The sequence below is a fragment of the Streptomyces sp. NPDC048196 genome (assembly GCF_040652715.1).
In the GTDB taxonomy this organism is placed as follows: Bacteria; Actinomycetota; Actinomycetes; order Streptomycetales; family Streptomycetaceae; genus Streptomyces; species Streptomyces siderophoricus.
In genome coordinates this window covers 67880-87984 of record NZ_JBEZMM010000007.1, presented here as the reverse complement: position 1 = coordinate 87984, position 20105 = coordinate 67880, and the positions used below count along the sequence as shown (strand labels likewise).

The window sequence follows — 20105 nt, the reverse complement described above, 5'->3', positions numbered from 1 at the left end:
CGACACGAGAGGCGCGGGTTATGCGGGATATGCCGCAAGGAGAGCGCCCCGGGAGCGACGGCGAGCACCTGGTGCAGCAGAGACTCGGTACGACCCAGCGGGCCGACCGGTTCTACCGGGACCAGGTGCTGGACCACCTCAATGCCCGAATGCAGGAGTTCGTCGCCCGACAGGAGATGTTCTTCCTCTCCACGGCCGACCGGCACGGCGAATGCGATGCGACGTTCCGCGCCGGACCGCCCGGATTTGTGCAGGTGCTCGACGCCCGCACGCTGACGTACCCGGAATACCGGGGAAATGGCGTCATGGCGTCCATCGGCAACATCTCGGAGAACCCCCGTCTCGGCATCCTGATGGTCGACTTCACCCGGGACCGCATCGGCCTGCACGTCAACGGCCGGGCCCGGGTGGTGATGGACGAGGAGATGCGGGCCGGCCATCCCGGCCTGCCGGTCGATCCGATCCCCGGTCGGCGGGCCCAGTTGTGGGTCATGGTCGAGGTCGAGGAGGCGTACATCCACTGCGCCAAGCACATACCGCATCTCCAGAAGGTCCCGCCGCAGCAGCGCGGGGCGCGGGCCTGGGGCACCGACGACGTCAAGCGGAAGGGCGGTGACTTCTTCGGCGCGGCGGCCGAGGCGAGCGACCGAGCGCCGTTCCGCCGCCCGGAGCGCAAGAACGAACACCTCCGCGGTGGCCTGCATGAGGACACGGAGGGGGAGGCGGCAGCGCCGCACGGTGCCGGGAACGGAAGCCGAACCGCCTCTCCCCCCTCATCCCCCTCCTCGTTCCCTTCTCTCCCCTTCCGGCCCTCGCTGACCGGACCCTCGTCCAGTGCCCGGGCGGCCGCTGTCCCGGGTGGGGACGGCTTCGTGGGGGAGCTGAACGCGGAGTTCCTCGACCGGGTCGAGCGGGTGCTGGCGCGTGCCCAGCCGCGTCGGGCGGCGGAGGACGAGCCGGAGTTCCGCGGCTGGTTCGACCGACGCGACGCCTGAGGCGTCAGCCCGGCCGCGAACCCTGCACCTCGGCCCCTGCACCGCGACCCCTGCTGCACCATGGCCCCGGCACCGTGGGCTCACCGCCTGCGCAGGCTCAGCGCAGGCCCGCGGGCTCCCGGCTCACCCCAGGTCCGGCGCGTGCATCGCCCGTACGCCCTCGATGTTGCCGTCGAGATAGTGCCGCAACGACAGCGGGACGACCTCGACGGAGGCGATGCCGACGCGGGTGAACGGCACCCGCACGATCTCGTAGTCGCCGCACGGCTCGTCGACCTCGGGGCCGTGCCGGCGGGTGGGGTCCATGGAGTCGAGCCGGCAGACGAAGAAGTGCTGGACCTTCACGCCGTCCACCCCGCCGTCGCTGAAGTGCTCGACGGTGTCGACGAAGACCGGGACCACGTCCTTGATCTTGGCCCCCAGCTCCTCGTCCAGCTCGCGATGGAGCGCGTCGACGACCGTGGCGTCCTCCGCCTCAACGCCGCCACCAGGGGTGATCCAGTACGGGGCCCGTCCCGGCTTGGTGCGTTTGATCAGAATCAGGTCCTCGCCGTCGAGCAGAATCGCGCGGGCGGTGCGTTTGACGACTGGCCGTACGGTCATAGTCGACAGATGCCGCAACCACGCCCTGGTGAAACCCCCGCCCCTCCGTCACCAGCCGCCCGGGCACCGCAGCTCCTCACCGGCCCCCCCGGTCCCCCGGCCCCCCGGTCCACTGGCCACCGCGGCTCACTGTCGGCCGACCGACGTCCGCGGCTCGCTGCCAGGCGACCGAGGTTCGCATTGCGCCGCCAGGCGACCGAGGTCCACAGTTCGCCGCCGGCCGTCCCCTGTCCGCGGCTCGTCACCAGTCGACCGCGGACCGCAGCAGCCACTCGTGAGCCCGGGCGATATGCGGCAGGCCCAGCGTCCCGGTCCGTACGGCGAGGAAGTAGGTGCGCAGCGGGGGCACCGGAGGATCGAGGAGCGCCACGACCTCGCCGCACGCGAGCGCCTCGGCGCACAGATAGCGCGGCAGCACGGCCAGCCCAGCCCCGGCCGTCACGCACGCCAGTACCGCCCGCAGATCGGCGGCGATGACGGCGGCGGACGCCGCGGGCTTGGCGTCGAAGACCTCGGTCCAGTAGCGGGCGATCATCGGCAGGCTTTCGTGGACCTCGACGAGCGGTACGGAATCCAGTACGCGGACCCCGCCCGCCTGTAGCACGGCCGGGCCGCCGAACTGCGCCGACCAGGAGGGCGCGGCGATCAGCACATGTTCCTCGTCGCACAGCGCGGTGGCGGTCAACAGCCCGCCGCGCGGCCGGGTGGTGGTGACGGTCAGATCGTGGTGGCCGGCCGCCAGCCCGGTCAGCAGCTCGTCCGCGGAGCCGAAGGTGGTGCGGAGGGAGAGGCCCCGGGTGATGAGCGGAGCCAGTGCGGGAAGGGCGCGTTGGGCCATGAACTCCGGTGGCCCGGCGAGATGCAGGGTGCGGGTGACGGACTCCCGGTCTAGCCCGGCCTCGGTGATCTCGGTGAGCGCGTCGAGGTGGGGTGCCACTTTGTGGGCGAGCTCATCGCCGACGGTGGTAGGCGTGACACCACGGGCATACCGGAGGAAGAGCGGACGGCCCAACTGGCGTTCCAGCGCCCGGATCTGGCTGGTCACGGCGGGTTGGGACAGCCCGAGTAACGCCGCGGCGCGGGTGAAGGAACCGGCTCGGTGCACCGTGACGAAGGTGCGCAGCAGAGCCAGATCCATCCCGTACCTCCTGCGCCTCTCGGAAGCCTGGTCGCGGGCCAGTCATAAAATTGCGGATAGGGCTGTGTCTATAGCGTGATTGGACACTGACGCTCAGTCAACTAGCCTTGTTCGAGCGGTTGGTTTCACGTGGAACATTCGGTTTCACGTGAAACACGTGGCGGCGCGCACCACACAACCGCGGCCGGCAGGGTGACGAGGGGGGATACCCTGCCGGCCCCTTCTTATGTCCGGCCCTTCTTATGCCCAGCCCCTCGCATGTGGCGCCTTGGAGCTGGCCGTTCGGTCGGCAGCCGGTGGCAGATCAGGCTGCTTTGCCCGTGTTGGCCGTGTCCAGCGCGCGGAGGACATCCGCGATCAGATCGTCCGGGTCCTCGATGCCGACCGAGAAGCGGATGAAGCCCTCGGGTACGGCGTCGCCGCCCCAGCGGGCGCGGCGTTCGGCGGTGGAGCGCACGCCGCCGAAGCTCGTGGCGTCGTCGACCAGGGTGAGGGCGGCCAGGAAGCGTTCCGCGTGGGCCTTGTCCGGGAGGGTGAAGGACACCACGGAGCCGAAGTGGCCGGGGCGCATCTGGCGAACGGCGAGCGGGTGGGCCGGGTCGGCCGGCAGGCCGGGGTGGCGCAGGCCGGTGACCTCCGGACGGTCGGCCAGTGCGGTGGCGAGCGCCAGGGCGCCGGCCGACTGCTGGCGGACGCGCAGGGCGAGGGTGGCCAGCGAGCGGTGCGCCAGCCAGCTCTCCATGGGGCCGGGGATCGCGCCCACGGTCTTGCGCCACTGCCGTACGGCGTCTGCCAGCGCGGCGTCGCGGGCGGTGACGTAGCCGAGCAGGACATCGCCGTGGCCGGTCAGTGCCTTGGTGCCGCTGGCGACCGAGAAGTCCGCCCCGAGGTCCAGCGGGCGCTGGCCGAGCGGCGTGGCGAGGGTGTTGTCGACCGCGACCAGGGCACCGCGCCGATGAGCCTCGTCGGCGAGCCGGCGGACGTCACACACATCGAGGCCGGGGTTGGAGGGCGTCTCGATCCACAGCAGCCGGGCGCCGTTCAGCACGTCGAGTTGGGCGTCCTGTGCGGTCGGGGCCGTACGCACCTCGATGCCGTAGCTCTCCAGCCGGGTGCGGACGGCGGGCAGCAGCTGGTAACCGTCGCTGGGCAGCACGACCGCATCGCCGGAGCGCAACTGGGAGAAGAGCACGGCACTGATCGCCGCCATCCCCGAGGCGAACGCGACGGTGTGCGCGGTGCTGCCCGGGGACTCCAACTCCCCGATGGCACGTTCCAGACGGGTCCATGTCGGGTTGGTGTCGCGGCCGTAGGTGTACGGGCCGACGGCGTCGCCGGGGAGGTGGTAGTGGGCCGCGAAGACCGGTCCGGGCAGCGCCGGTTCGAAGGCTTCCGGCTCCGGGAGCCCGGCTCGTACGGCGCGGGTGCCGTCACCCGTCATGCGTTCTCCTTCTCCTGCGGGTGGTACGTGGCCCCCCGCGGGTGGTGAGGGACCCGCGCGGGGTGCCGGTCGTCCGGCTCGGGCGCGCGTGCCGGGAGCAGCGTGCGCGCGGTGAGCGCGGTGCGGACCTCGGCCAGCAGGCCGTCGCTCGCCGTCTCGATCATCTCCAGGCACTCCTCGAAGCCCTCGAAACCGCCGTAGTAAGGGTCCGGGACGTCGAGGTCGGCAGCGGCCTGCCCCGCGTACGAACGCAGCAGCCGCACCTTGGCGGCGTCCTGCGGCGTGCGAGCCAGCCTGCGGAGCTCGCGCAGATGGCCGGAGTCGAGGGCGATCACGAGGTCGAGGCGGGCGAACCAGGAGGCGCGGAACTGCCGGGCGGTGTGGGCGGTCGGGTAGCCGGCCGCGCGCAGAACGGCGACCGTGCGCGGATCGGCGCCGTCACCCTCGTGCCAGCCGCCGGTGCCCGCGCTGTCCACCTCCACCAGGCCGTCGAGCCCGTCCTCCGCGACCCGGGCGCGGAAGACGGACTCCGCCATCGGCGACCGGCAGATGTTGCCGGTGCAGACGAAGCAGACGCGGTACGGAACGGTCAATGGTCAGTCCTCGTCGGGAAGGATCACGTGCATCGCCCAGGAGACGACCGAGACGATCACGCCACCGAGCACAGCCGTCCAGAAACCGTTCACATGGAAGGCGAGGTCGGCCTTGCCCGCGAGCCAGGAGGTCAGCAGCAACATCAGCGCGTTCACGACCAGCGTGATCAGGCCGAGGGTGAGGATGAACAAGGGCAGGGACAGCAGCTTCACGACGGGCTTCACGATGAAGTTGACCAACCCGAAGATCAGCGCCACGAGGATCAGGGTGAGTATCTTGCGGCCGGTGTTCTCGCCGGTCAGCGTGATGTCCTTGAGCAGCCAGATGGCCACGGCAAGCGCCGCGGCGTTGGCGATCGTCTTGACCAGAAAATGCTTCATGGTGAGATCGTCGCAGACGAGTGTGAATCATCAGAGGGGTGCGAACGGCATGAAGGCTTTCAGGCTGGAGGAACTGGAAGCAGAGAGGGTCGCGAACGACGGCGCTTATCTGCAGTTCATCCGGGAGCGCAACATGTCGGTCGGGCTGTACGCGCTGGATGCCGGCAGCATCGATCCGCAGCAGCCGCACGCCCAGGACGAGGTCTACCTCGTCGTCAGCGGCCGGGGATTGATCACCGTCGGGGCGGAGACGGAGCCGGTGGCGCGCGGCAGCGTCGTCTACGTGCCGGCCGGGGTACCGCACAAGTTCCATCACATCAGCGAGGATCTGCGGGTGATGGTGGTCTTCTCTCCTCCTGAGAGCTAAGGGTCGGGACCCCGAAACCCGTAGGGGACAAGTCAGGGTTGAGCCAGGGCTGCGAGGCCCCCGCGGCGGTGTCCGGCGCCCTAGCATCGGGGGTGATGGAAGAGCCGGAGGCGGCGAGGCGGCAGGTCCACAGCCCGCGGACGGTGCCATCGGCGCTGAGACGCAGCGCACCGGACAGATAGCGCGGTACGGACAACGGTACAGACAGCGCGACCGACAGAAAGCAGGGCAGAGCAGTGGCTGGTAAGGGGATATTCACAGGACTTCCGTGGTGGGTCACCTGGGTTGTGGTGCCCGTCATCCTGATCGTGGTCTTCGGCGGCCTGATCGCCTCCGCGCTCCACTTCCTGATCGGCCTGCTGTTCAAGGTCCTCATAGCGGCGGCTCTGATCGCGGGTGTCCTTTACCTGGTCCGCCGGTTCACCGGCTCCTCGTCGTCCTCGTCGAAGACCGACTGGTAAGCCACGGGGCCGCGCCGGGGACCGCCCACCGCGGCGGTCCACCTGCGTGTGGTTGCTCCGCCCCGGCGCCCACGCGCGGGCAGCGGCTTCTCCTCTCAGTGGTCGCCCGCCCGGGCACCCACTTCTCCGCAGTGGTCCGCGCCCGGGCACCCGCTTCCCCGGGGCGGGCGATCACCCGCCCCGGCGGGCCCGGGATGTGGCCCGCCGAAGGGGAAGGTGCCTTCGGGCCCGAGCGCGACCTCGGACGGATACGACCTCGGCGGAAACAACCCCGACCGACGCGACCCCGACTGACGTGACCCCGACGGTCGCGACCCTGGGCGGATCCGACCCAGGATGGACGTCGCTTGCAACGGACATCGCTTGCAACGGACATTGCTTGGAACGGGCATCGCTTCCAATGGGCGTTGCTTCGGGCGGAGGTGGGTGCCCGGCGACGGCGGCGCCTGGACGAATGTGGTCCAGAGGCAGGTCGGGCCGGGACGCTGGTGTTCCCGGATGACGGTGCCCCGGCAAGGAGCGAACGGTGCCCGGCAAGGACCGAACCCAACAGCGCCCCCGCCGCATCAATTTCCCTTGAAATTGCCGCTGGGCCAGGCGGGTTAACTCCCTCGGCTTTCGGCCTACCGGCGCGATGTGCGGAGCTAGAGTGCGGACCGCAGACGTCTTCCGGATGGTGACGTTACGCATGTTGACGTTCTCACGGTGCCGCCTGGACATGACGCCCGGGCGGTGGCGTTCGGATGGCGGCGTGCGGATGTCGCAGTGCGGGTGGTGACGTTTGGGAGGCGCTGCATGAGGCGAGGCCGGGACGGGTGTCACCGCCGGGGGACGGGCGACGCGCGGGCGCGGGAGCGGTTCCCGCGACCGGGGTGCCCGGGCCCCGCGGCGAGCGGAACCTGGGGGTTGGCGTTGGCAACGGCGAATGGCGAATCCGGCTCTCACCCCACCCTGATCGGATCGGTGCAGCGGGCGCTCCGGTTGCTGGAGGCGGTGGGGGCGCACGAGGACGGGGCGCCCGCCAAACAACTCGCCAGAGAGACCGGACTGCCGCTGCCGACGACGTACCACCTGCTGCGGACCCTGACCCACGAGGGCTATCTGCGCCGGGAGAACGGCGTGTTCGTCTTCGGGGAGGCGGCCGAAGCCATCGGCCGGGCCGGGGCCAGGCGCCGGCAGCGGTCCCAGATCTCGGAGGCGCTGGCGCTCGCGGGCCGGGAGTTGGGAGCCGCCGTCTACTTCGCCGTCTACCGCGAGGGTGAAGTGGAGGTCGTGGCGGTGACCGACGACCCGGAACGGCCGCCGGTGGAGGAGTGGGTCGACTTCCGAAGCACCGCCCACGCCCACGCGATCGGGCAATGTCTGCTCGCTCAGCTTGACGACGCGACAAGGAAGGAGCATCTGGCCCGCTATCCCGTGCAGTCCATAACCCCGTTCTCCCTGGACACCGAGGACGATCTGCTGCGCCGTCTGGATACGGTGCGTCGCGGTCAGGCCGCCTACGAACGCCACGAATATGCCCTCGGCACGGTCTGTGCGGCCATTCCCATCCAGGTCGGTGCGGCCGCGGCGGCCTTGGCGGTCTCGCTGCCCGCGGAAGAACTGCATCGATTGCGGTCCGTTACGGATCGACTACGAAAAATGGCGGAGGCGACACTAACGACACTCGCCTTCTCTATCAGTATCTGAAAACTCACTCCTTGTGATCTGCCTGCACCTGGCCGACGATGGCGTCAATAGGGCTATGGGGGATGTTTCCCGGCTATCTCCGATCAAGTGCGGGGCAGTGGTTGATGACCGACACAGTTCAGGCAGAAGTGATCATGAGCTTCGTCGTCTCCGAGGAGCTTTCGTTCCGGATCCCGGTGGATCTCGACTTCGACAGCGCCGATCCGTATGCCGTCCGTCTCACCTTCGACCTGCCCGGCGATGCGCCCGTGACCTGGGCGTTCGGTCGTGAGCTGCTGCTGGACGGGCTGAGTCGGCCGTCCGGTGAGGGTGATGTGCGGATCGAACCGGCCTCGACCGCGCACCTCAGCGACGTCTTCATCAGCCTTCAAGTGGGCATCGAGCGCGCCCTGTTCCGGGTCAGCGCGGCGCCTCTGGTCGCCTTCCTGGACCGTACGGACCGGCTCGTCCCGCTTGGCAAGGAAGAGGTCTGCGACACCCTGGAAGCGGTCCTGGACCAGATCCTCACGGAGGCCCCCGCCGGCTGACCCGCCCGCGCCCCACCGGCCCAGCCCACTCGACCCTGTCCCCTGGCCGCGTCGCCCACCTGGCTGCGACCCGCGGCCGCGCCTATCTCTTGCGGCCGGGGTCGTGCCGGCCTGGTTGCGACGTCCGTGCCGGTCTGGCTGCGGCCCGGTTCGTGGCCTTCTGGTGTCGCCCGGGTGCGTGCCCGTCTGCGGGGAGAACCTCGATCCGCGCTCGCGCGTCCGCGCCCGGCCGGCCACCCCATCGTGACCGCGTCCCGTGTCCTCGCGTTCCGCGTCCCGGGGGTGGCGCCCCGTGTCCCCGCGTTCGCGCGGCCCCCGTCCCCGCGTCCCAGGGTGTCGCGTCCTCGCGTTCCGGGTGCCCCGCGCCTACGGCTCGCGTGGGCCTGGCCTCCGCGCCTCCAGCCGGTGTCGAGCCATAGACCTCGCACGATGCGATCTCCGAACCGAACCGCTCCCTAGCCCCCTGCTTCCCCTCCTCACCGCCGACGGCGCCTGCCGCGGCCTCCGCGGTGGCTGGAGCTCGGGCGGGGGGTGGCTGCTGATTGCTCTGATGACCCGGCCGTCTGCTGCGTCCCGTGGGTGTCCGGTGGGGCGGTCGCACCCTGCGTGCCGTAGTTACCCGGCGGGGCCACTGCACTCCGTGTGCCGGGGATGTCCGATGGGGCGGCTGCGCCGCGCGTGCCGAGGGTGTCCGGTGGGGACGTGGCGCTCTCGGCCTCGGAGATATTTGGGCGGGTGCCTCTGCCTCGGGGGCTGGGCTTTTTGCGGTCTGCTGCGACGACCAGGGCTGCCAGTAGCGTCGTCAGGGGTACCGAGGCCACCAGGCCGATGCTGCCCACCAGGGTGCGGACGATTTCCTCGGCCACCACCTCGCTCGTGGCGACCGTGCCGACGCTGCTCTGTGCGATGGAGAACAGCAAAAGCAACGGCAGGGCGGCGCCCGCGTAGGCCAGTACGAGGGTGTTGACGACGGAGGCGATGTGATCCCGGCCGATCCGCATTGCCGCGCCGTACAGCTTGCGCCAGCCGGCCGACGGGTCCGCCTCCCGTAGCTCCCAGATCGCCGCGGTCTGGGTGACCGTCACATCGTCGAGCACGCCCAGGGACCCGATGATGATCCCGGCCAGCAGCAGACCGCGGATCTCGATGTTCGGATAGAGGCCGTGCACCAGACCCGTGGTGTCGTCCGTATTGCCGGTCAGCAGCGCCCAGTTGATGAACACGGACCCCAGCAGCCCGATCAGCAGCAGCGACGCGAGGGTGCCGAGCACCGCGACCGAGGTGCGCGCCGTCAGGCCGTGGCACATGTACAGGGCGATCAGCATGATCGCGCTGCCTCCGACCACGGCCACCACCAGCGGATCGGAGCCCTGGAGGATCGCCGGCAGGATGAACAGCGTCAGGACGACGAAGCTGGCCGCCAGTGCCACCAGCGCCAGCACCCCGCGCAGCCGTCCTACGACGACGACCGCCAGGGCGAAGATTCCCGCCAGGATCCACATCGGCACCGACCGGTCGACATCGCTGACCGAGTACTGGAGCTCCTTGGGCGCCTTGGGGGAGTACGCCACCACGACGTCCTGTCCGGTGGAGTAGTGCCGGAGCGCGTCCGGCGTCACCACCGTCTGGAAGGTGCGTCCGGTGTTCTCGCCCGTGGTGACCTTGATCGTCGCCTGCTGGCAGGGCTTTCCCTTCGCCGCTCCCCCGGTCGGCTGTTGCCCGGTCGGCGACGGTGGCTGGGGCTGCTGCTCGGCATGTACGTCGGCGCAGTTGACCTCCGCGACCTTGATCACGCGGGCACGTTCCGTGGGCTGGTCGAAGCCCACACCGGACGGTTTGTGCGGTGGTGCACCGCCCGGCCAGAGCACGACCAGGCCGACCGCCACCGCGGCCGCGAACGGGATCAGGACCGCCGCGATCACCTTGCGCAGATGCCGGGAAACGGGCGCGGCAGGTCCGTGGCCATGACTGTGCCCGTGGCCATGACTGTGCCCGTGCCCGTGCCCGGAGCCATGGCCGTGGGCGTGCGCCTGCTCATGCCCGTGCCCATCCCCGTGTCCACCCCCCTGCGGGCCGGCCTGCTGACCAGCCAGTGGACCAGCCAGTTGGCCGGCCTGCGGACCAGCCAGCGGACCCGTCGGTGGACCCCCCTGCGCGCCGGACTGCTGCCGACCGGACTGCTGACGACCGGTATACGGACGGCCGGGCTGCGGGCGGCCGGGCGGAAGGTGGGGCTCGTGAGTGCTCACCGCCCGATCATTGCAAGATGTCCGGCTGCCCTCGCAAGACGTGCGGCTGCTGTCGGTGCTCCGTTCCGACGGGCCCCCTGTTCACTCCGCGGCATCGGCCGCTACCGTGGTGCCACCTTTGCAATCGCGGGAGCTCGGAGCACCGGGCTGAGAGGGCGCTGACCTTCGTCCCAGCGGTGTTTCACGTGAAACACCGGCGGACGGGTACCGCTGCGTCGACCGCCGAACCTGTTACCGGGTAATGCCGGCGTAGGGAGTTGGGTCTTATGACTCTGCAGGATGCACGCACGCCCGAAAGCGGAAGCGGTGCCAGCGGCGAGCCGAAGGAGATCGGCTGGCACAAGGGCTATGTCTCCGGATCGCGCCCGGACCTGCGGGTACCGGTCCGGCGAGTGCACCTCACCAACGGCAAGGACGTGACGCTCTACGACACGTCAGGGCCATATACCGACCCGAACATCGAAACCGACGTCCGCCGTGGCCTGGCGCCGCTGCGGGAGAACTGGATCATCGGCCGCGGCGACACCGAGGAGTACGCGGGCCGGCCTCTGCGCCCGGAGGACGACGGCCTCAAGCACACCTCGCCGCGCGGCGGCCTCAAGAACCTCGACGCGGTCTTCCCCGGCCGCCCGCGCCAGCCGCGCCGCGGCCGTGACGGCGCCGCGGTCACCCAGCTCGCCTACGCCCGGCGCGGCGAGGTCACCGCGGAGATGGAGTACGTCGCACTCCGCGAGAACGTCGCGCCGGAGTTCGTACGGGACGAGATCGCGGCCGGCCGCGCGGTGCTGCCGGCCAACGTCAACCACCCGGAGATCGAGCCGATGATCATCGGCAAGAACTTCCTGGTGAAGGTGAACGCCAACATCGGTAATTCGGCGGTCACTTCCTCCATCGAGGAGGAGGTGGAGAAGATGACGTGGGCGACGCGCTGGGGCGCGGACACGGTCATGGACCTCTCCACCGGCCGCAACATCCACACCACCCGCGAGTGGGTGCTGCGCAACTCCCCCGTCCCGATCGGCACCGTCCCGCTCTACCAGGCGCTGGAGAAGGTCGACGGCAAGGCGGAGGAGCTGACCTGGGAGATCTACAAGGACACCGTCATCGAGCAGGCCGAACAGGGCGTGGACTACATGACGGTGCACGCCGGTGTGCTGCTCCGCTACGTCCCGCTCACCGCCCGCCGCAAGACCGGCATCGTCTCGCGCGGCGGCTCGATCATGGCCGCGTGGTGTCTGGCGCACCACAAGGAGTCGTTCCTCTACACGCACTTCGAGGAGCTCTGCGAGATCCTCGCCTCCTACGACGTGACCTACTCGCTCGGTGACGGCCTGCGCCCCGGCTCCATCGCGGACGCCAACGACGAGGCGCAGTTCGCGGAGCTGAAGACGCTTGGCGAGCTCAACACCATCGCCAAGCGGCACGGCGTGCAGACGATGATCGAGGGCCCGGGACATGTCCCGATGCACAAGATCAAGGAGAACATCGACCTCCAGCAGGAGATCTGCGAGGAGGCCCCGTTCTACACGCTCGGGCCGCTGACCACCGACATCGCGCCCGCCTACGACCACATCACCTCCGGTATCGGCGCGGCGATGATCGCCTGGTGGGGCACCGCGATGCTCTGCTACGTCACGCCCAAGGAGCACCTGGGCCTGCCGGACCGCGATGACGTCAAGACCGGCGTGATCACCTACAAGATCGCGGCCCATGCGGCGGATCTGGCCAAGGGGCACCCGGGCGCCCAGGAATGGGACGACGCGCTCTCCGACGCGCGCTTCGAGTTCCGCTGGGAGGACCAGTTCAACCTGGCTCTCGACCCGGACACGGCACGCGCCTTCCACGACGAGACGCTGCCCGCCGAGCCGGCCAAGACGGCGCACTTCTGCTCGATGTGCGGGCCGAAGTTCTGCTCCATGAAGATCAGCAGGAGCATCACGGAGCAGTTCGGCGGCGACGCGGACGCCACGCCCGAGGAGGTCGAGGCCGGGATGCTGGAGAAGTCGAAGGAGTTCGCGGCAGCGGGGAACCGGGTGTACCTGCCGCTGGCGGACTGATCGGCTGACGGCGTGTGGGGGCCCCGACAGGGCTGGGCCCCAACAGGGCCTCCACCGCCGCCTCCCCCATCCGGTTCCTGGCGCCGCCTGGTCCCGAGCGCCGTCGGGTTCCTGGCGCCGCCCGGTCCGAGCGCCGCCCGGTTCCTGGCGCCGCCCGGTCCGAGCGCCGCCCGGTTCCTCGCGCCGCCCGGCTCCTAGTCCGCCCCCTCGTCCGGCCCCCCGTGATCCGGGCTGGTGAAGTCCGGGCTGGAGTAGCGCGGCCGGGAGGCCGAGGAGCCGGTTTCGGGGCTGGAGAACTCCGGGCGGGTGTAACCGAGCGTCGGGATGCGGCTCTCGGAGACCGGGGTGCGGCGCGGGACGTAGCGGACCGGGTCGTCGTCCGGAGTGGCCGTGGGGTCGGCGAGCGCCTCGCGCAGAAAGGGCAGCAGCCCGCGCTCCAGCAGGGCGCGCCGCCACGCCTCCCGGGCCTGCTCCAGGGACTCGTACAGCTCGTCGACTCTGGCGGACTCGGCGGACGGGCCGTTGCGCAGTGCGGTGACGACCAGGCAGGTCATCGCGACCAGGGAGCCGGCCGCGGTGAGCGCCGCGAACACCCAGCCGACGCTGATCAGTGGCTGCGCCAGCGACTTGTCGGGGCTGACCGCGCGCAGGACGTAGCCGATGACGAGAAAGAGCACGGCGGCGATACCGGCGAGGACCGGGGCGAGCACGGTGACCACCGCCGCCAGCCCGGCACCGGTGTTTCCGGCCTCGTCCCCGGCCGGGTCGGTGGCCGGTCCCGGCCCCTCCTCGGCGTCCTCCTCGTGCTCCCCGGCGGGCACCACGGGGCCGGACGCCGGGCCGGAGACGGCCGGTGCCGGTGCCCGCAGCTCGGCACGGAGCTGGACATAGCGTTGGTATTCGGCCGTTGCGCAGGCGGCGATGGCGGTGGTCGCGCTGAGCGCCATCGTGCGCAACTGCTCGTTGTTCAGATGCTTTCCCGTGGCGGCGGTGAGGTCGTCCGGGCGGTATTCCGCGGTACGCAGCGCCTCATCAAGGAGCCGCGCGAATTCCGCGCGGTCCTCGTTCAGCAGGTGCGGAGCGCTGTTCATGTGCATCCCCCGATGCTCCGTAGGGCCGTACGGCCGGCGTGGGCCGGGCAGTGGGCGGAAACGGAGGAGAGCCTGCTACGGATAGACCGATGGTAGAGCGACTCCGGTCCGGGGTGACAGAGAGTTTGCGGAAATTGAGTAACCGCCCGACCGGATCCCGCCGGTGTCTCCCCTCGTCCCTGCCCGCACCGGTCGTCCCGCCGGTCCGGGGGATACCTGCCCCGGGAACGCTCAGCCAGTCAGGGGGAGTTGGACGACCAGCAGCTTTCCGGCCATCGTGATGCCGCCGTCCATGGCGATGGCCAGACCGTCGGCGTAGACGTGCGGACCGTCGACCGCGATGCCGTCGCCCTCGCCGTCCTCCGTGCCGACCTCGCCCAGGAGGTACGGGATCGGGCTGTGGCCGTGCACGACGCGGTCACCGCCGTAGGCGTCCAGGAGTTCGCGTACGGCCTGCGAGCCGGACTCGTCGCGGAAGGCGAAGCGCTTGGTGAACTTCCGGAAGAGGTCCCAGACTTCGTCGGCGTCGCTGCGGGTGAGGACCTCGTGGACGGTGTCGTTGACGGCCTCGATGGAGTCGCCGTATTCGAGGTAGGCGGTGGTGTCGGAGTGCACGAGCAGATGCCCGTCCTCCTCCATCACGGCGTCCAGCCGGGCCATCCACTGCAGGTGGTGGTCCTCCAGGCGGTCCATGTCGGTCTTCTGGCCGCCGTTGAGGAGCCAGGCGGCCTGGAACGAGGCGGTGCCGGCGCCGGACTGCACAGGGGTGTCGCCGAACCGCTTGGCGCCCAGCAGCAGCAGCTCGTGATTGCCCATCAGGGCCTTGCAGTAGCCGCCGGCCGCCGCGGCCTCCGCGGACAGCTGCATGACCAGGTCGATCACGCCGATGCCGTCCGGGCCGCGGTCGGTGAAGTCGCCGAGGAACCACAGCCGGGCGTTGCCGGCCGCCCAGCTGCCGTCGGCGTCGATCAGGCCTTCGGCGGCCAGCGCCTCGCGCAGCTCGTCGTAGTAGCCGTGCACATCGCCGACGACGTAGAGGGGGCCCATGCCCTCGGGCGCGTCGGAGCTCATGGCCGGGTCGGGGACCGGCGCGACGGACGGCCGGTCGATGAGCGTGTCCGTCCGGCCCGGGGTGACGACCGGCAGGTCGCGGGCGGTAGGGGTGTAGTCCTCGGGCAGCTCGACCGGCGGCGAGGCCGGCGGCACCGCGGGGGGTGCAGGGGGCGCGGTGGGCGGTGCGACCGGGGGACCGGCGGGCAGATGGACCGGCGGGCCGGCCGGCGGCACGGGGGATCCGGCAGACATTTCGGGCGGCGGAGCGGACGCCGGAGCTTGTCCACCCATGGTCCACACCATGGGTTCCTGACTGGCCCCCTGAGTCATCGACCCCTCCACCGTTGCGCCGCCGTGCACCTCTCGGACCTTGCCTGGTCGACGGCGGTCCGCGGTGTCGTGCGCCCATCATAGGAATGCCGGTCGCGGGTTGTGACGCACCCGGGGGTGGTCAATCCGCTGGAGCCTGGCATTCGCGGCTGATTTCTCCCGGGATCGCCCTGTTTTTTCTGCGTCAACGCGGGCGCCCTCGCGTCAATGCGGGCGCTCCGGCGTCGTCCGGCGCGCCCGCTCGTTCGTGTTCGGCGGCGCGTTCAGTCGCCGGCGGGACCTCGTGGCGGGCTGATGGTCGTGCGTGGGGACCGCCGCTGGGAGGAGGTGCGCACGATCAGATCGGTCGGTATCACCTGCTCGATCGGGCGTCCGGTGTCGAGCCCCTCGATGGCGTCGATGAGGATCTGCACGACGGCGGTGCCGATCCGGCGCGGCTTGAGGGAGAGCGTGGTGATCGGCGGTTCGGTCGTGGCGTAGACGGTGGATTCGCTGCAGCAGACCAGCAGCAGGTCCTCCGGGACGCGCAGGCCGTAGCGCCGGGCGGCGGCGAGCAGATCGGTGCCGTTGGGGTCGAAGAGGCCGTAGACGGCGTCCGGCCGGTCCGGGCGGGCCAGCAGCCGGTCGGCGGCCACCGCGCCCGCACACGGGTCGTGGGCCGGGTACGACTCGTAGACCGGATCCTGCCCGACCCGCTCGCACCAGTGCAGGTACGCCGTGGTCGAAAGGCGGGTGTAGGTGTCGGTGGTGGTGCCGGTGAGCAGGCCGATGCGGCGGGCGCCGGCGTCGGCGAGGTGGTCGAGCAGGCCGAGGACGGCGGCCTCGTGGTCGTTGTCGACCCATCCGGTGACCGGCAGGGCCCCGCCGGGGCGGCCGTCGGAGACCACCGGGATCCCGTGCCGGACGAGCTCGGTCACGACCGGGTCGCCGTCGGCGGGGTCGATGACGACCGTGCCGTCCAGGGCGACGTTGGACCACACGTCGTGCCGGGAGGTCGCGGGGAGGATGACCAGCGCGTAGCCGCGGGCCAGGGCCGCGGAGGTGGCCGCTCTGGCCATCTCGGCGAAGTAGGCGAACTCGGTGAAGGTGAAAGGTTCATCCCCGTACGTGGTCACGGTCAGGCCGAGGAGCCCCGACTTGCCGGTACGGAGGGTGCGGGCGGCTGCGGACGGGCGGTAGCCCAGCCGGTCGGCCACCTCGCGGACGTGGCTACGGGTGGCATCCGGAAGCCGGCCCTTGCCGTTGAGCGCGTCGGAGACGGTCGTGATCGACACACCGGCTGCGGCGGCCACATCGCGGATGCCCGCCCGCCCCAGCCGGCGACCGGTCGCCCGGCTCACCTGGTGCTTCCCTGCTGCTGTCATGGCGAGCCGATAGTAGGGCTCGATAGGGCCATTCGCGGGGCCTTGACTGCGCCGATGGAAAGGCACGTTTCTGCAAGGTGATCTAACGTCAGATGCCGTACAAGCGAGGGAAGTTGGGGGTTGTGCTGGCTATTTGAGGGGAGAATTGCTGGCTCGACCTGTCGATCGGTTCAGGTCTCGAAGAGGTCTCAAGTCACCTTGACGAGGGATGCGCGCCACGGCGTAGGCCACCGGCGCGCGACTGCGAGCGGGGCGCGCCCCGAAGGTCTCACGCTGGCCCCGTCCGGGTGATCTTGGTGCACGGGTGCGGAGGGATGTGCCGGGCGCCCGATCCCTGCCGGGGCTGCCGCCGAACGGGTCAATCCTCTTAAGGTGTGCAGTATTGGAGATGGACGGGACGGTCGAGGAGGACCTGCGGTGAGCGAGAAGACCCCGAAGCTGCGTGCGGCGCTGGACGGCATCCCCACCTACAAGCCGGGGCGGCCGGCGCCGGCCGACGGTCCCGTCACCTACAAGCTGTCCTCCAACGAGAATCCCTATCCGCCGCTGCCGGGCGTCCTGGAGAGCGCGGTGACCGCCGCGGGGTCCTTCAACCGTTACCCGGACATGGCCTGCACGGGCCTGATGGCGGAGCTGGCCGACCGGTTCTCGGTGCCGGTGGAGCATCTGGCGACCGGCACCGGCTCGGTGGGCGTGGCCCAGCAGCTGATCCAGTCGACGGCCGGGCCGGGTGACGAAGTGATCTACGCCTGGCGGTCGTTCGAGGCGTACCCGATCATCACCCAGGTGTCCGGGGCCACCTCCGTGCAGGTCCCGCTGACCTCCGGTGAGGTGCACGACCTCGACGCGATGCTCGCCGCGATCACCGACCGGACCCGGCTGATCTTCGTCTGCAATCCCAACAACCCCACCGGGACCGTCGTCCGCCGCGCGGAGCTGGAGTCGTTCCTGGACCGGGTGCCGGGGGACGTGCTGGTGGTGCTGGACGAGGCGTACCGCGAGTTCATCCGCGACGCCGAGGTGCCGGACGGGATCGAGATCTACCGCGACCGTCCCAACGTCTGCGTGCTGCGGACCTTCTCGAAGGCGTACGGCCTGGCGGGGCTGCGGGTGGGCTTCGCGGTGGCGCACGAGCCGGTGGCCGCCGCGCTGCGCAAGACGGCGGTGCCGTTCGGGGTGAGCCAGCTCGCGCAGGAGGCGGCGGTGGCGTCGCTGCGCAGCGAGCAGGCCCTGCTGGAGCGGGTGGACGCCCTGGTGGCCGAGCGGGCGCGGGTGGTCGACGGGCTGCTCGGGCAGGGCTGGACGGTGCCGGAGACCCAGGCCAACTTCGTCTGGCTGCGGCTGGGGGACCGGACGACCGACTTCGCGGCGGCCTGTGAGCGGGCCGGCGTGGTGGTGCGGCCGTTCGCCGGTGAGGGCGTCCGAGTCACGATCGGGGAGACCGCGGCGATGGATCTGTTCCTGCAGGCGGCGGAGGATTTCCGCAAGGCGCTGTAAGCCGCCGAAAGGCGCCGGCATGCGCACCGGAAGGCGCTGCAAGGCGTTGCAGAGGAGTGGCACGGCAAAGGCCGCGGGTCCGTCGACCCGCGGCCTTTGCCGTGGTGGGCGGGGCTGCTCACGCCTGCTGTACGTGAATGGGGTCGCCGCTGCGGACGGTGGCCAGGACCCGCGGATCGCCGTCGATGCGGCCCAGCACGTTGCAGGGGGAGGCCAGCCGGGGTTCGTCGCCCTCGGAGATCGGCGTGGGGCCGTAGGGGAGCGCGAGGGCGTTGCCCGGTGGCCAGAAAGCGACGGTGCCGGCCTCGACGACCTGGCGGGCGTCGGGTTCCAGGGCGGGCGAGAGCCCGGTGTCGAAGTAGACCTCCTCGCCCCAGGTGTGGGCGGTGGCGTCGACCGGGAGGGCGGCCATGAGCGCCGCCGCGGTCGGGGTGTCGTCGAGGGTCGCGGTCAATTGCCCGGCGGGCCAGCTGATACGGATCTTCATGGCGATGAATTCAACAATGTGTTGAAGCCGTGCGGAAGAGGGCGTCCACACTCGGAGAAGGGCCCCCGCAACCTCGGCGGACGTATTCATGCGCCATGGATTCGAGCGTGACCGCAGTCACGTACCCCCCTTACCCAAGGGCGAGGGGGCATGGGAGATAATTGCTTGTGAATGTGAACGCGTTCACAAGCCCGTCCCGGTATTTACCGCTTTGTGTGACGCAAAAGGGACATTGCCGCTGGCAAGCGGCGAGGTAAGGAGCACGGCATGGAACTGGCCTTGGCGCCGGAGACTCTGGCGCGATGGCAATTCGGCATCACCACCGTCTACCACTTCCTCTTCGTCCCCCTGACGATCTCCCTCGCCGCTCTGGTGGCCGGACTCGAGACCGCATGGGTGCGCACGGGCAAGCAGCAGTACCTCAAGGCCACGAAGTTCTGGGGCAAGCTGTTTCTGATCAACATCGCGATGGGTGTCGTCACCGGCATCGTGCAGGAGTTCCAGTTCGGCATGAACTGGTCCGACTACTCGCGGTTCGTCGGTGACGTCTTCGGTGCCCCGCTGGCCTTCGAGGCGCTCATCGCGTTCTTCTTCGAGTCGACCTTCATCGGCCTGTGGATCTTCGGCTGGGACAAGCTGCCCAAGAAGATCCACTGCTTCTGCATGTGGATGGTCTCCATAGGCACGATCCTGTCGGCGTACTTCATCCTGGCCGCGAACTCCTGGATGCAGCACCCGGTCGGCTACAGGTACAACGCCACCACCCGACGCGCCGAGCTCACCGACTTCTGGAAGGTGCTGACCCAGGACACCACCCTGGTCGTCGTCTTCCACACGCTGACCGCCGCCTTCCTGACGGGCGCCGCGTTCATGGTCGGCATCTCCGCCTTCCACCTGATGCGCAAGAAGCACATCAAGGTCATGCGGACCTCGCTGCGGCTCGGGCTGATCACCCTGGTCATCGCCGGCATCCTCACCGCGGTCAGCGGTGACACGCTCGGCAAGGTCATGTTCAAGCAGCAGCCGATGAAGATGGCCGCCGCCGAGGCGCTCTGGGACAAGGAGGCGCCGGCGCCGTTCTCGGTCTTCGCCTACGGGGACGTGGAGAAGGGCCACAACAAGGTGGCCATCGAGATACCCGGACTGCTCTCGTTCCTGGCCCATGACGACTTCTCCTCGCCGGTCCCCGGCATCAACGACGTCAACAGGTCCGAGCAGCAGAAGTTCGGCCCCGGCGACTACCGGCCCAACATCCCCGTCGCCTACTGGGGCTTCCGCTGGATGATCGGCTTCGGCATGTCGTCGTTCGCCATCGGGCTCGCCGGGCTCTGGCTCACCCGCAAGAAGTTCTGGCTGTCGCCCGGACTGCGCACCGGCGACGAGGAACCACCGAAGCTCGCGCTCACCAAGAACAAAGTGCTCGGCGCCCGCCTCAGCAAGTGGTACTGGTCGCTCGCCTTCGTCACCCTCGGCTTCCCGCTGATCGCGAACTCGTGGGGCTGGATCTTCACCGAGACGGGCCGGCAGCCCTGGGTCGTCTACGGCGTGCTGCGCACCTCCGACGCGGTCTCCCCCGGCGTCTCGCAGGGCGAGGTGCTCACCTCGATGATCGTCTTCACCACGCTCTACGCGATCCTCGCCGTGGTCGAGGTCAAGCTGCTGGTGAAGTACATCAAGGCCGGCCCCCCGGAGCTCACCGACGACGACCTCAACCCGCCCACCAAGATCGGCGGAGACAGCGCCGACGCCGACCGGCCGATGGCCTTCTCGTACTAGGAGGCG

General features: G+C 70.0%; 18 protein-coding genes and 1 riboswitch. Of the genes, 8 read left to right on the top strand and 10 right to left on the bottom strand.

Features of this window, described 5'->3' with window-relative positions; all coding sequences use genetic code 11:
* The first annotated feature begins 29 nt into the window (after positions 1–29).
* Positions 30–995, top strand: coding sequence for a pyridoxamine 5'-phosphate oxidase family protein (locus AB0E02_RS10965; protein ID WP_362137831.1), 966 nt, complete (start codon positions 30–32; stop codon positions 993–995).
* Positions 996–1118: 123 nt separating this feature from the next.
* Here the strand turns inward: AB0E02_RS10965 and AB0E02_RS10960 are convergent, their stop codons facing one another.
* The 5 genes from AB0E02_RS10960 to AB0E02_RS10940 all read right to left on the bottom strand — a co-directional run bounded on the left by AB0E02_RS10960 (position 1119) and on the right by AB0E02_RS10940 (position 5151).
* A complete protein-coding gene (locus tag AB0E02_RS10960) occupies positions 1119–1598 on the bottom strand; it encodes an NUDIX hydrolase (RefSeq protein WP_362137702.1) in 480 nt (159 codons plus the stop codon).
* Positions 1599–1839: 241 nt separating this feature from the next.
* Complete coding sequence (locus AB0E02_RS10955; protein WP_362137701.1) at positions 1840–2736, bottom strand: LysR family transcriptional regulator; 897 nt, start codon at positions 2734–2736, stop codon at positions 1840–1842.
* A gap of 304 nt (positions 2737–3040) precedes the next feature.
* Complete coding sequence (locus tag AB0E02_RS10950) at positions 3041–4177, bottom strand: cystathionine gamma-lyase (protein WP_362137700.1); 1137 nt, start codon at positions 4175–4177, stop codon at positions 3041–3043.
* Positions 4174–4770 carry a low molecular weight protein-tyrosine-phosphatase gene (locus AB0E02_RS10945; protein ID WP_362137699.1) on the bottom strand — a complete coding sequence of 199 codons (597 nt, stop codon included), beginning with the start codon at positions 4768–4770 and terminating at the stop codon, positions 4174–4176. Before AB0E02_RS10945 ends, AB0E02_RS10950 begins: the two co-directional genes overlap by 4 nt.
* Before the next feature lie 3 nt (positions 4771–4773).
* Complete coding sequence (locus AB0E02_RS10940) at positions 4774–5151, bottom strand: phage holin family protein (RefSeq protein WP_261956660.1); 378 nt, start codon at positions 5149–5151, stop codon at positions 4774–4776.
* A 49-nt stretch (positions 5152–5200) separates the two neighbouring features.
* On the opposite strand from AB0E02_RS10940, the gene AB0E02_RS10935 reads away from it, so the two are divergent.
* The 4 genes from AB0E02_RS10935 (at position 5201) to AB0E02_RS10920 (ending at position 8195) form a co-directional block, all read left to right on the top strand.
* Positions 5201–5518 carry a cupin domain-containing protein gene (locus AB0E02_RS10935; protein ID WP_362137698.1) on the top strand — a complete coding sequence of 106 codons (318 nt, stop codon included), beginning with the start codon at positions 5201–5203 and terminating at the stop codon, positions 5516–5518.
* A 236-nt stretch (positions 5519–5754) separates the two neighbouring features.
* Complete coding sequence (locus tag AB0E02_RS10930; protein ID WP_362137697.1) at positions 5755–5979, top strand: DUF5326 family protein; 225 nt, start codon at positions 5755–5757, stop codon at positions 5977–5979.
* Positions 5980–6933: 954 nt separating this feature from the next.
* Positions 6934–7668, top strand: coding sequence for an IclR family transcriptional regulator C-terminal domain-containing protein (locus AB0E02_RS10925; protein ID WP_362137830.1), 735 nt, complete (start codon positions 6934–6936; stop codon positions 7666–7668).
* A 104-nt stretch (positions 7669–7772) separates the two neighbouring features.
* A complete protein-coding gene (locus AB0E02_RS10920; RefSeq protein ID WP_030411991.1) occupies positions 7773–8195 on the top strand; it encodes an SsgA family sporulation/cell division regulator in 423 nt (140 codons plus the stop codon).
* 476 nt (positions 8196–8671) lie between these two features.
* Here AB0E02_RS10920 and AB0E02_RS10915 read toward each other — a convergent pair whose 3' ends face one another.
* Positions 8672–10300, bottom strand: coding sequence for a YibE/F family protein (locus tag AB0E02_RS10915; RefSeq protein WP_362137829.1), 1629 nt, complete (start codon positions 10298–10300; stop codon positions 8672–8674).
* 260 nt (positions 10301–10560) lie between these two features.
* Positions 10561–10717, top strand: a riboswitch (TPP riboswitch).
* On the opposite strand from AB0E02_RS10915, the gene thiC reads away from it, so the two are divergent.
* Positions 10711–12501 (top strand): phosphomethylpyrimidine synthase ThiC, encoded by a 1791-nt coding sequence (gene thiC / locus AB0E02_RS10910; RefSeq protein ID WP_362137696.1) that lies wholly within the window; start codon positions 10711–10713, stop codon positions 12499–12501. Its footprint overlaps the riboswitch before it by 7 nt.
* Positions 12502–12695: 194 nt before the next feature.
* Here the strand turns inward: thiC and AB0E02_RS10905 are convergent, their stop codons facing one another.
* From AB0E02_RS10905 to AB0E02_RS10895, 3 genes are all read right to left on the bottom strand, one after another.
* On the bottom strand, positions 12696–13598 hold the full coding sequence (locus AB0E02_RS10905) for a hypothetical protein (protein WP_362137695.1): 903 nt from the start codon (positions 13596–13598) through the stop codon (positions 12696–12698).
* Between the two features lie 225 nt (positions 13599–13823).
* Entirely contained in the window at positions 13824–14897 is a 1074-nt protein-coding gene (locus AB0E02_RS10900) for a metallophosphoesterase (protein ID WP_362137694.1), read from the bottom strand.
* 341 nt (positions 14898–15238) lie between these two features.
* Entirely contained in the window at positions 15239–16339 is a 1101-nt protein-coding gene (locus tag AB0E02_RS10895; RefSeq protein WP_362137693.1) for a LacI family DNA-binding transcriptional regulator, read from the bottom strand.
* A 417-nt stretch (positions 16340–16756) separates the two neighbouring features.
* Here AB0E02_RS10895 and hisC point away from each other — a divergent pair, with 417 nt between their 5' ends.
* Positions 16757–17836, top strand: coding sequence for a histidinol-phosphate transaminase (hisC, locus tag AB0E02_RS10890; protein WP_362137692.1), 1080 nt, complete (start codon positions 16757–16759; stop codon positions 17834–17836).
* Positions 17837–17954: 118 nt separating this feature from the next.
* Here the strand turns inward: hisC and AB0E02_RS10885 are convergent, their stop codons facing one another.
* Positions 17955–18323: a cyclophilin-like fold protein gene (locus AB0E02_RS10885; RefSeq protein WP_362137691.1), complete on the bottom strand. Its 369-nt coding sequence runs from the start codon at positions 18321–18323 to the stop codon at positions 17955–17957.
* 267 nt (positions 18324–18590) lie between these two features.
* Between AB0E02_RS10885 and AB0E02_RS10880 the strand changes: the two genes are divergently transcribed.
* Positions 18591–20099, top strand: a complete 1509-nt coding sequence (locus AB0E02_RS10880; RefSeq protein ID WP_362137690.1) for a cytochrome ubiquinol oxidase subunit I — start codon at positions 18591–18593, stop codon at positions 20097–20099.
* The last annotated feature ends 6 nt before the right edge of the window (positions 20100–20105 follow it).

Coding starts and splice junctions, on each gene's coding strand:
- AB0E02_RS10935 (WP_362137698.1), top strand. CDS start 5,201: ATGAAGGCTTTCAGGCTGGAGGAACTGGAAGCAGAGAGGGTCGCGAAC.
- AB0E02_RS10955 (WP_362137701.1), bottom strand. CDS start 2,736: ATGGATCTGGCTCTGCTGCGCACCTTCGTCACGGTGCACCGAGCCGGT.
- AB0E02_RS10965 (WP_362137831.1), top strand. CDS start 30: ATGCCGCAAGGAGAGCGCCCCGGGAGCGACGGCGAGCACCTGGTGCAG.
- AB0E02_RS10880 (WP_362137690.1), top strand. CDS start 18,591: ATGGAACTGGCCTTGGCGCCGGAGACTCTGGCGCGATGGCAATTCGGC.
- AB0E02_RS10900 (WP_362137694.1), bottom strand. CDS start 14,897: ATGTCTGCCGGATCCCCCGTGCCGCCGGCCGGCCCGCCGGTCCATCTG.
- AB0E02_RS10885 (WP_362137691.1), bottom strand. CDS start 18,323: ATGAAGATCCGTATCAGCTGGCCCGCCGGGCAATTGACCGCGACCCTC.
- thiC (WP_362137696.1), top strand. CDS start 10,711: ATGACTCTGCAGGATGCACGCACGCCCGAAAGCGGAAGCGGTGCCAGC.
- AB0E02_RS10920 (WP_030411991.1), top strand. CDS start 7,773: ATGACCGACACAGTTCAGGCAGAAGTGATCATGAGCTTCGTCGTCTCC.
- AB0E02_RS10895 (WP_362137693.1), bottom strand. CDS start 16,339: ATGACAGCAGCAGGGAAGCACCAGGTGAGCCGGGCGACCGGTCGCCGG.
- AB0E02_RS10905 (WP_362137695.1), bottom strand. CDS start 13,598: ATGCACATGAACAGCGCTCCGCACCTGCTGAACGAGGACCGCGCGGAA.
- AB0E02_RS10960 (WP_362137702.1), bottom strand. CDS start 1,598: ATGACCGTACGGCCAGTCGTCAAACGCACCGCCCGCGCGATTCTGCTC.
- AB0E02_RS10940 (WP_261956660.1), bottom strand. CDS start 5,151: ATGAAGCATTTTCTGGTCAAGACGATCGCCAACGCCGCGGCGCTTGCC.
- AB0E02_RS10950 (WP_362137700.1), bottom strand. CDS start 4,177: ATGACGGGTGACGGCACCCGCGCCGTACGAGCCGGGCTCCCGGAGCCG.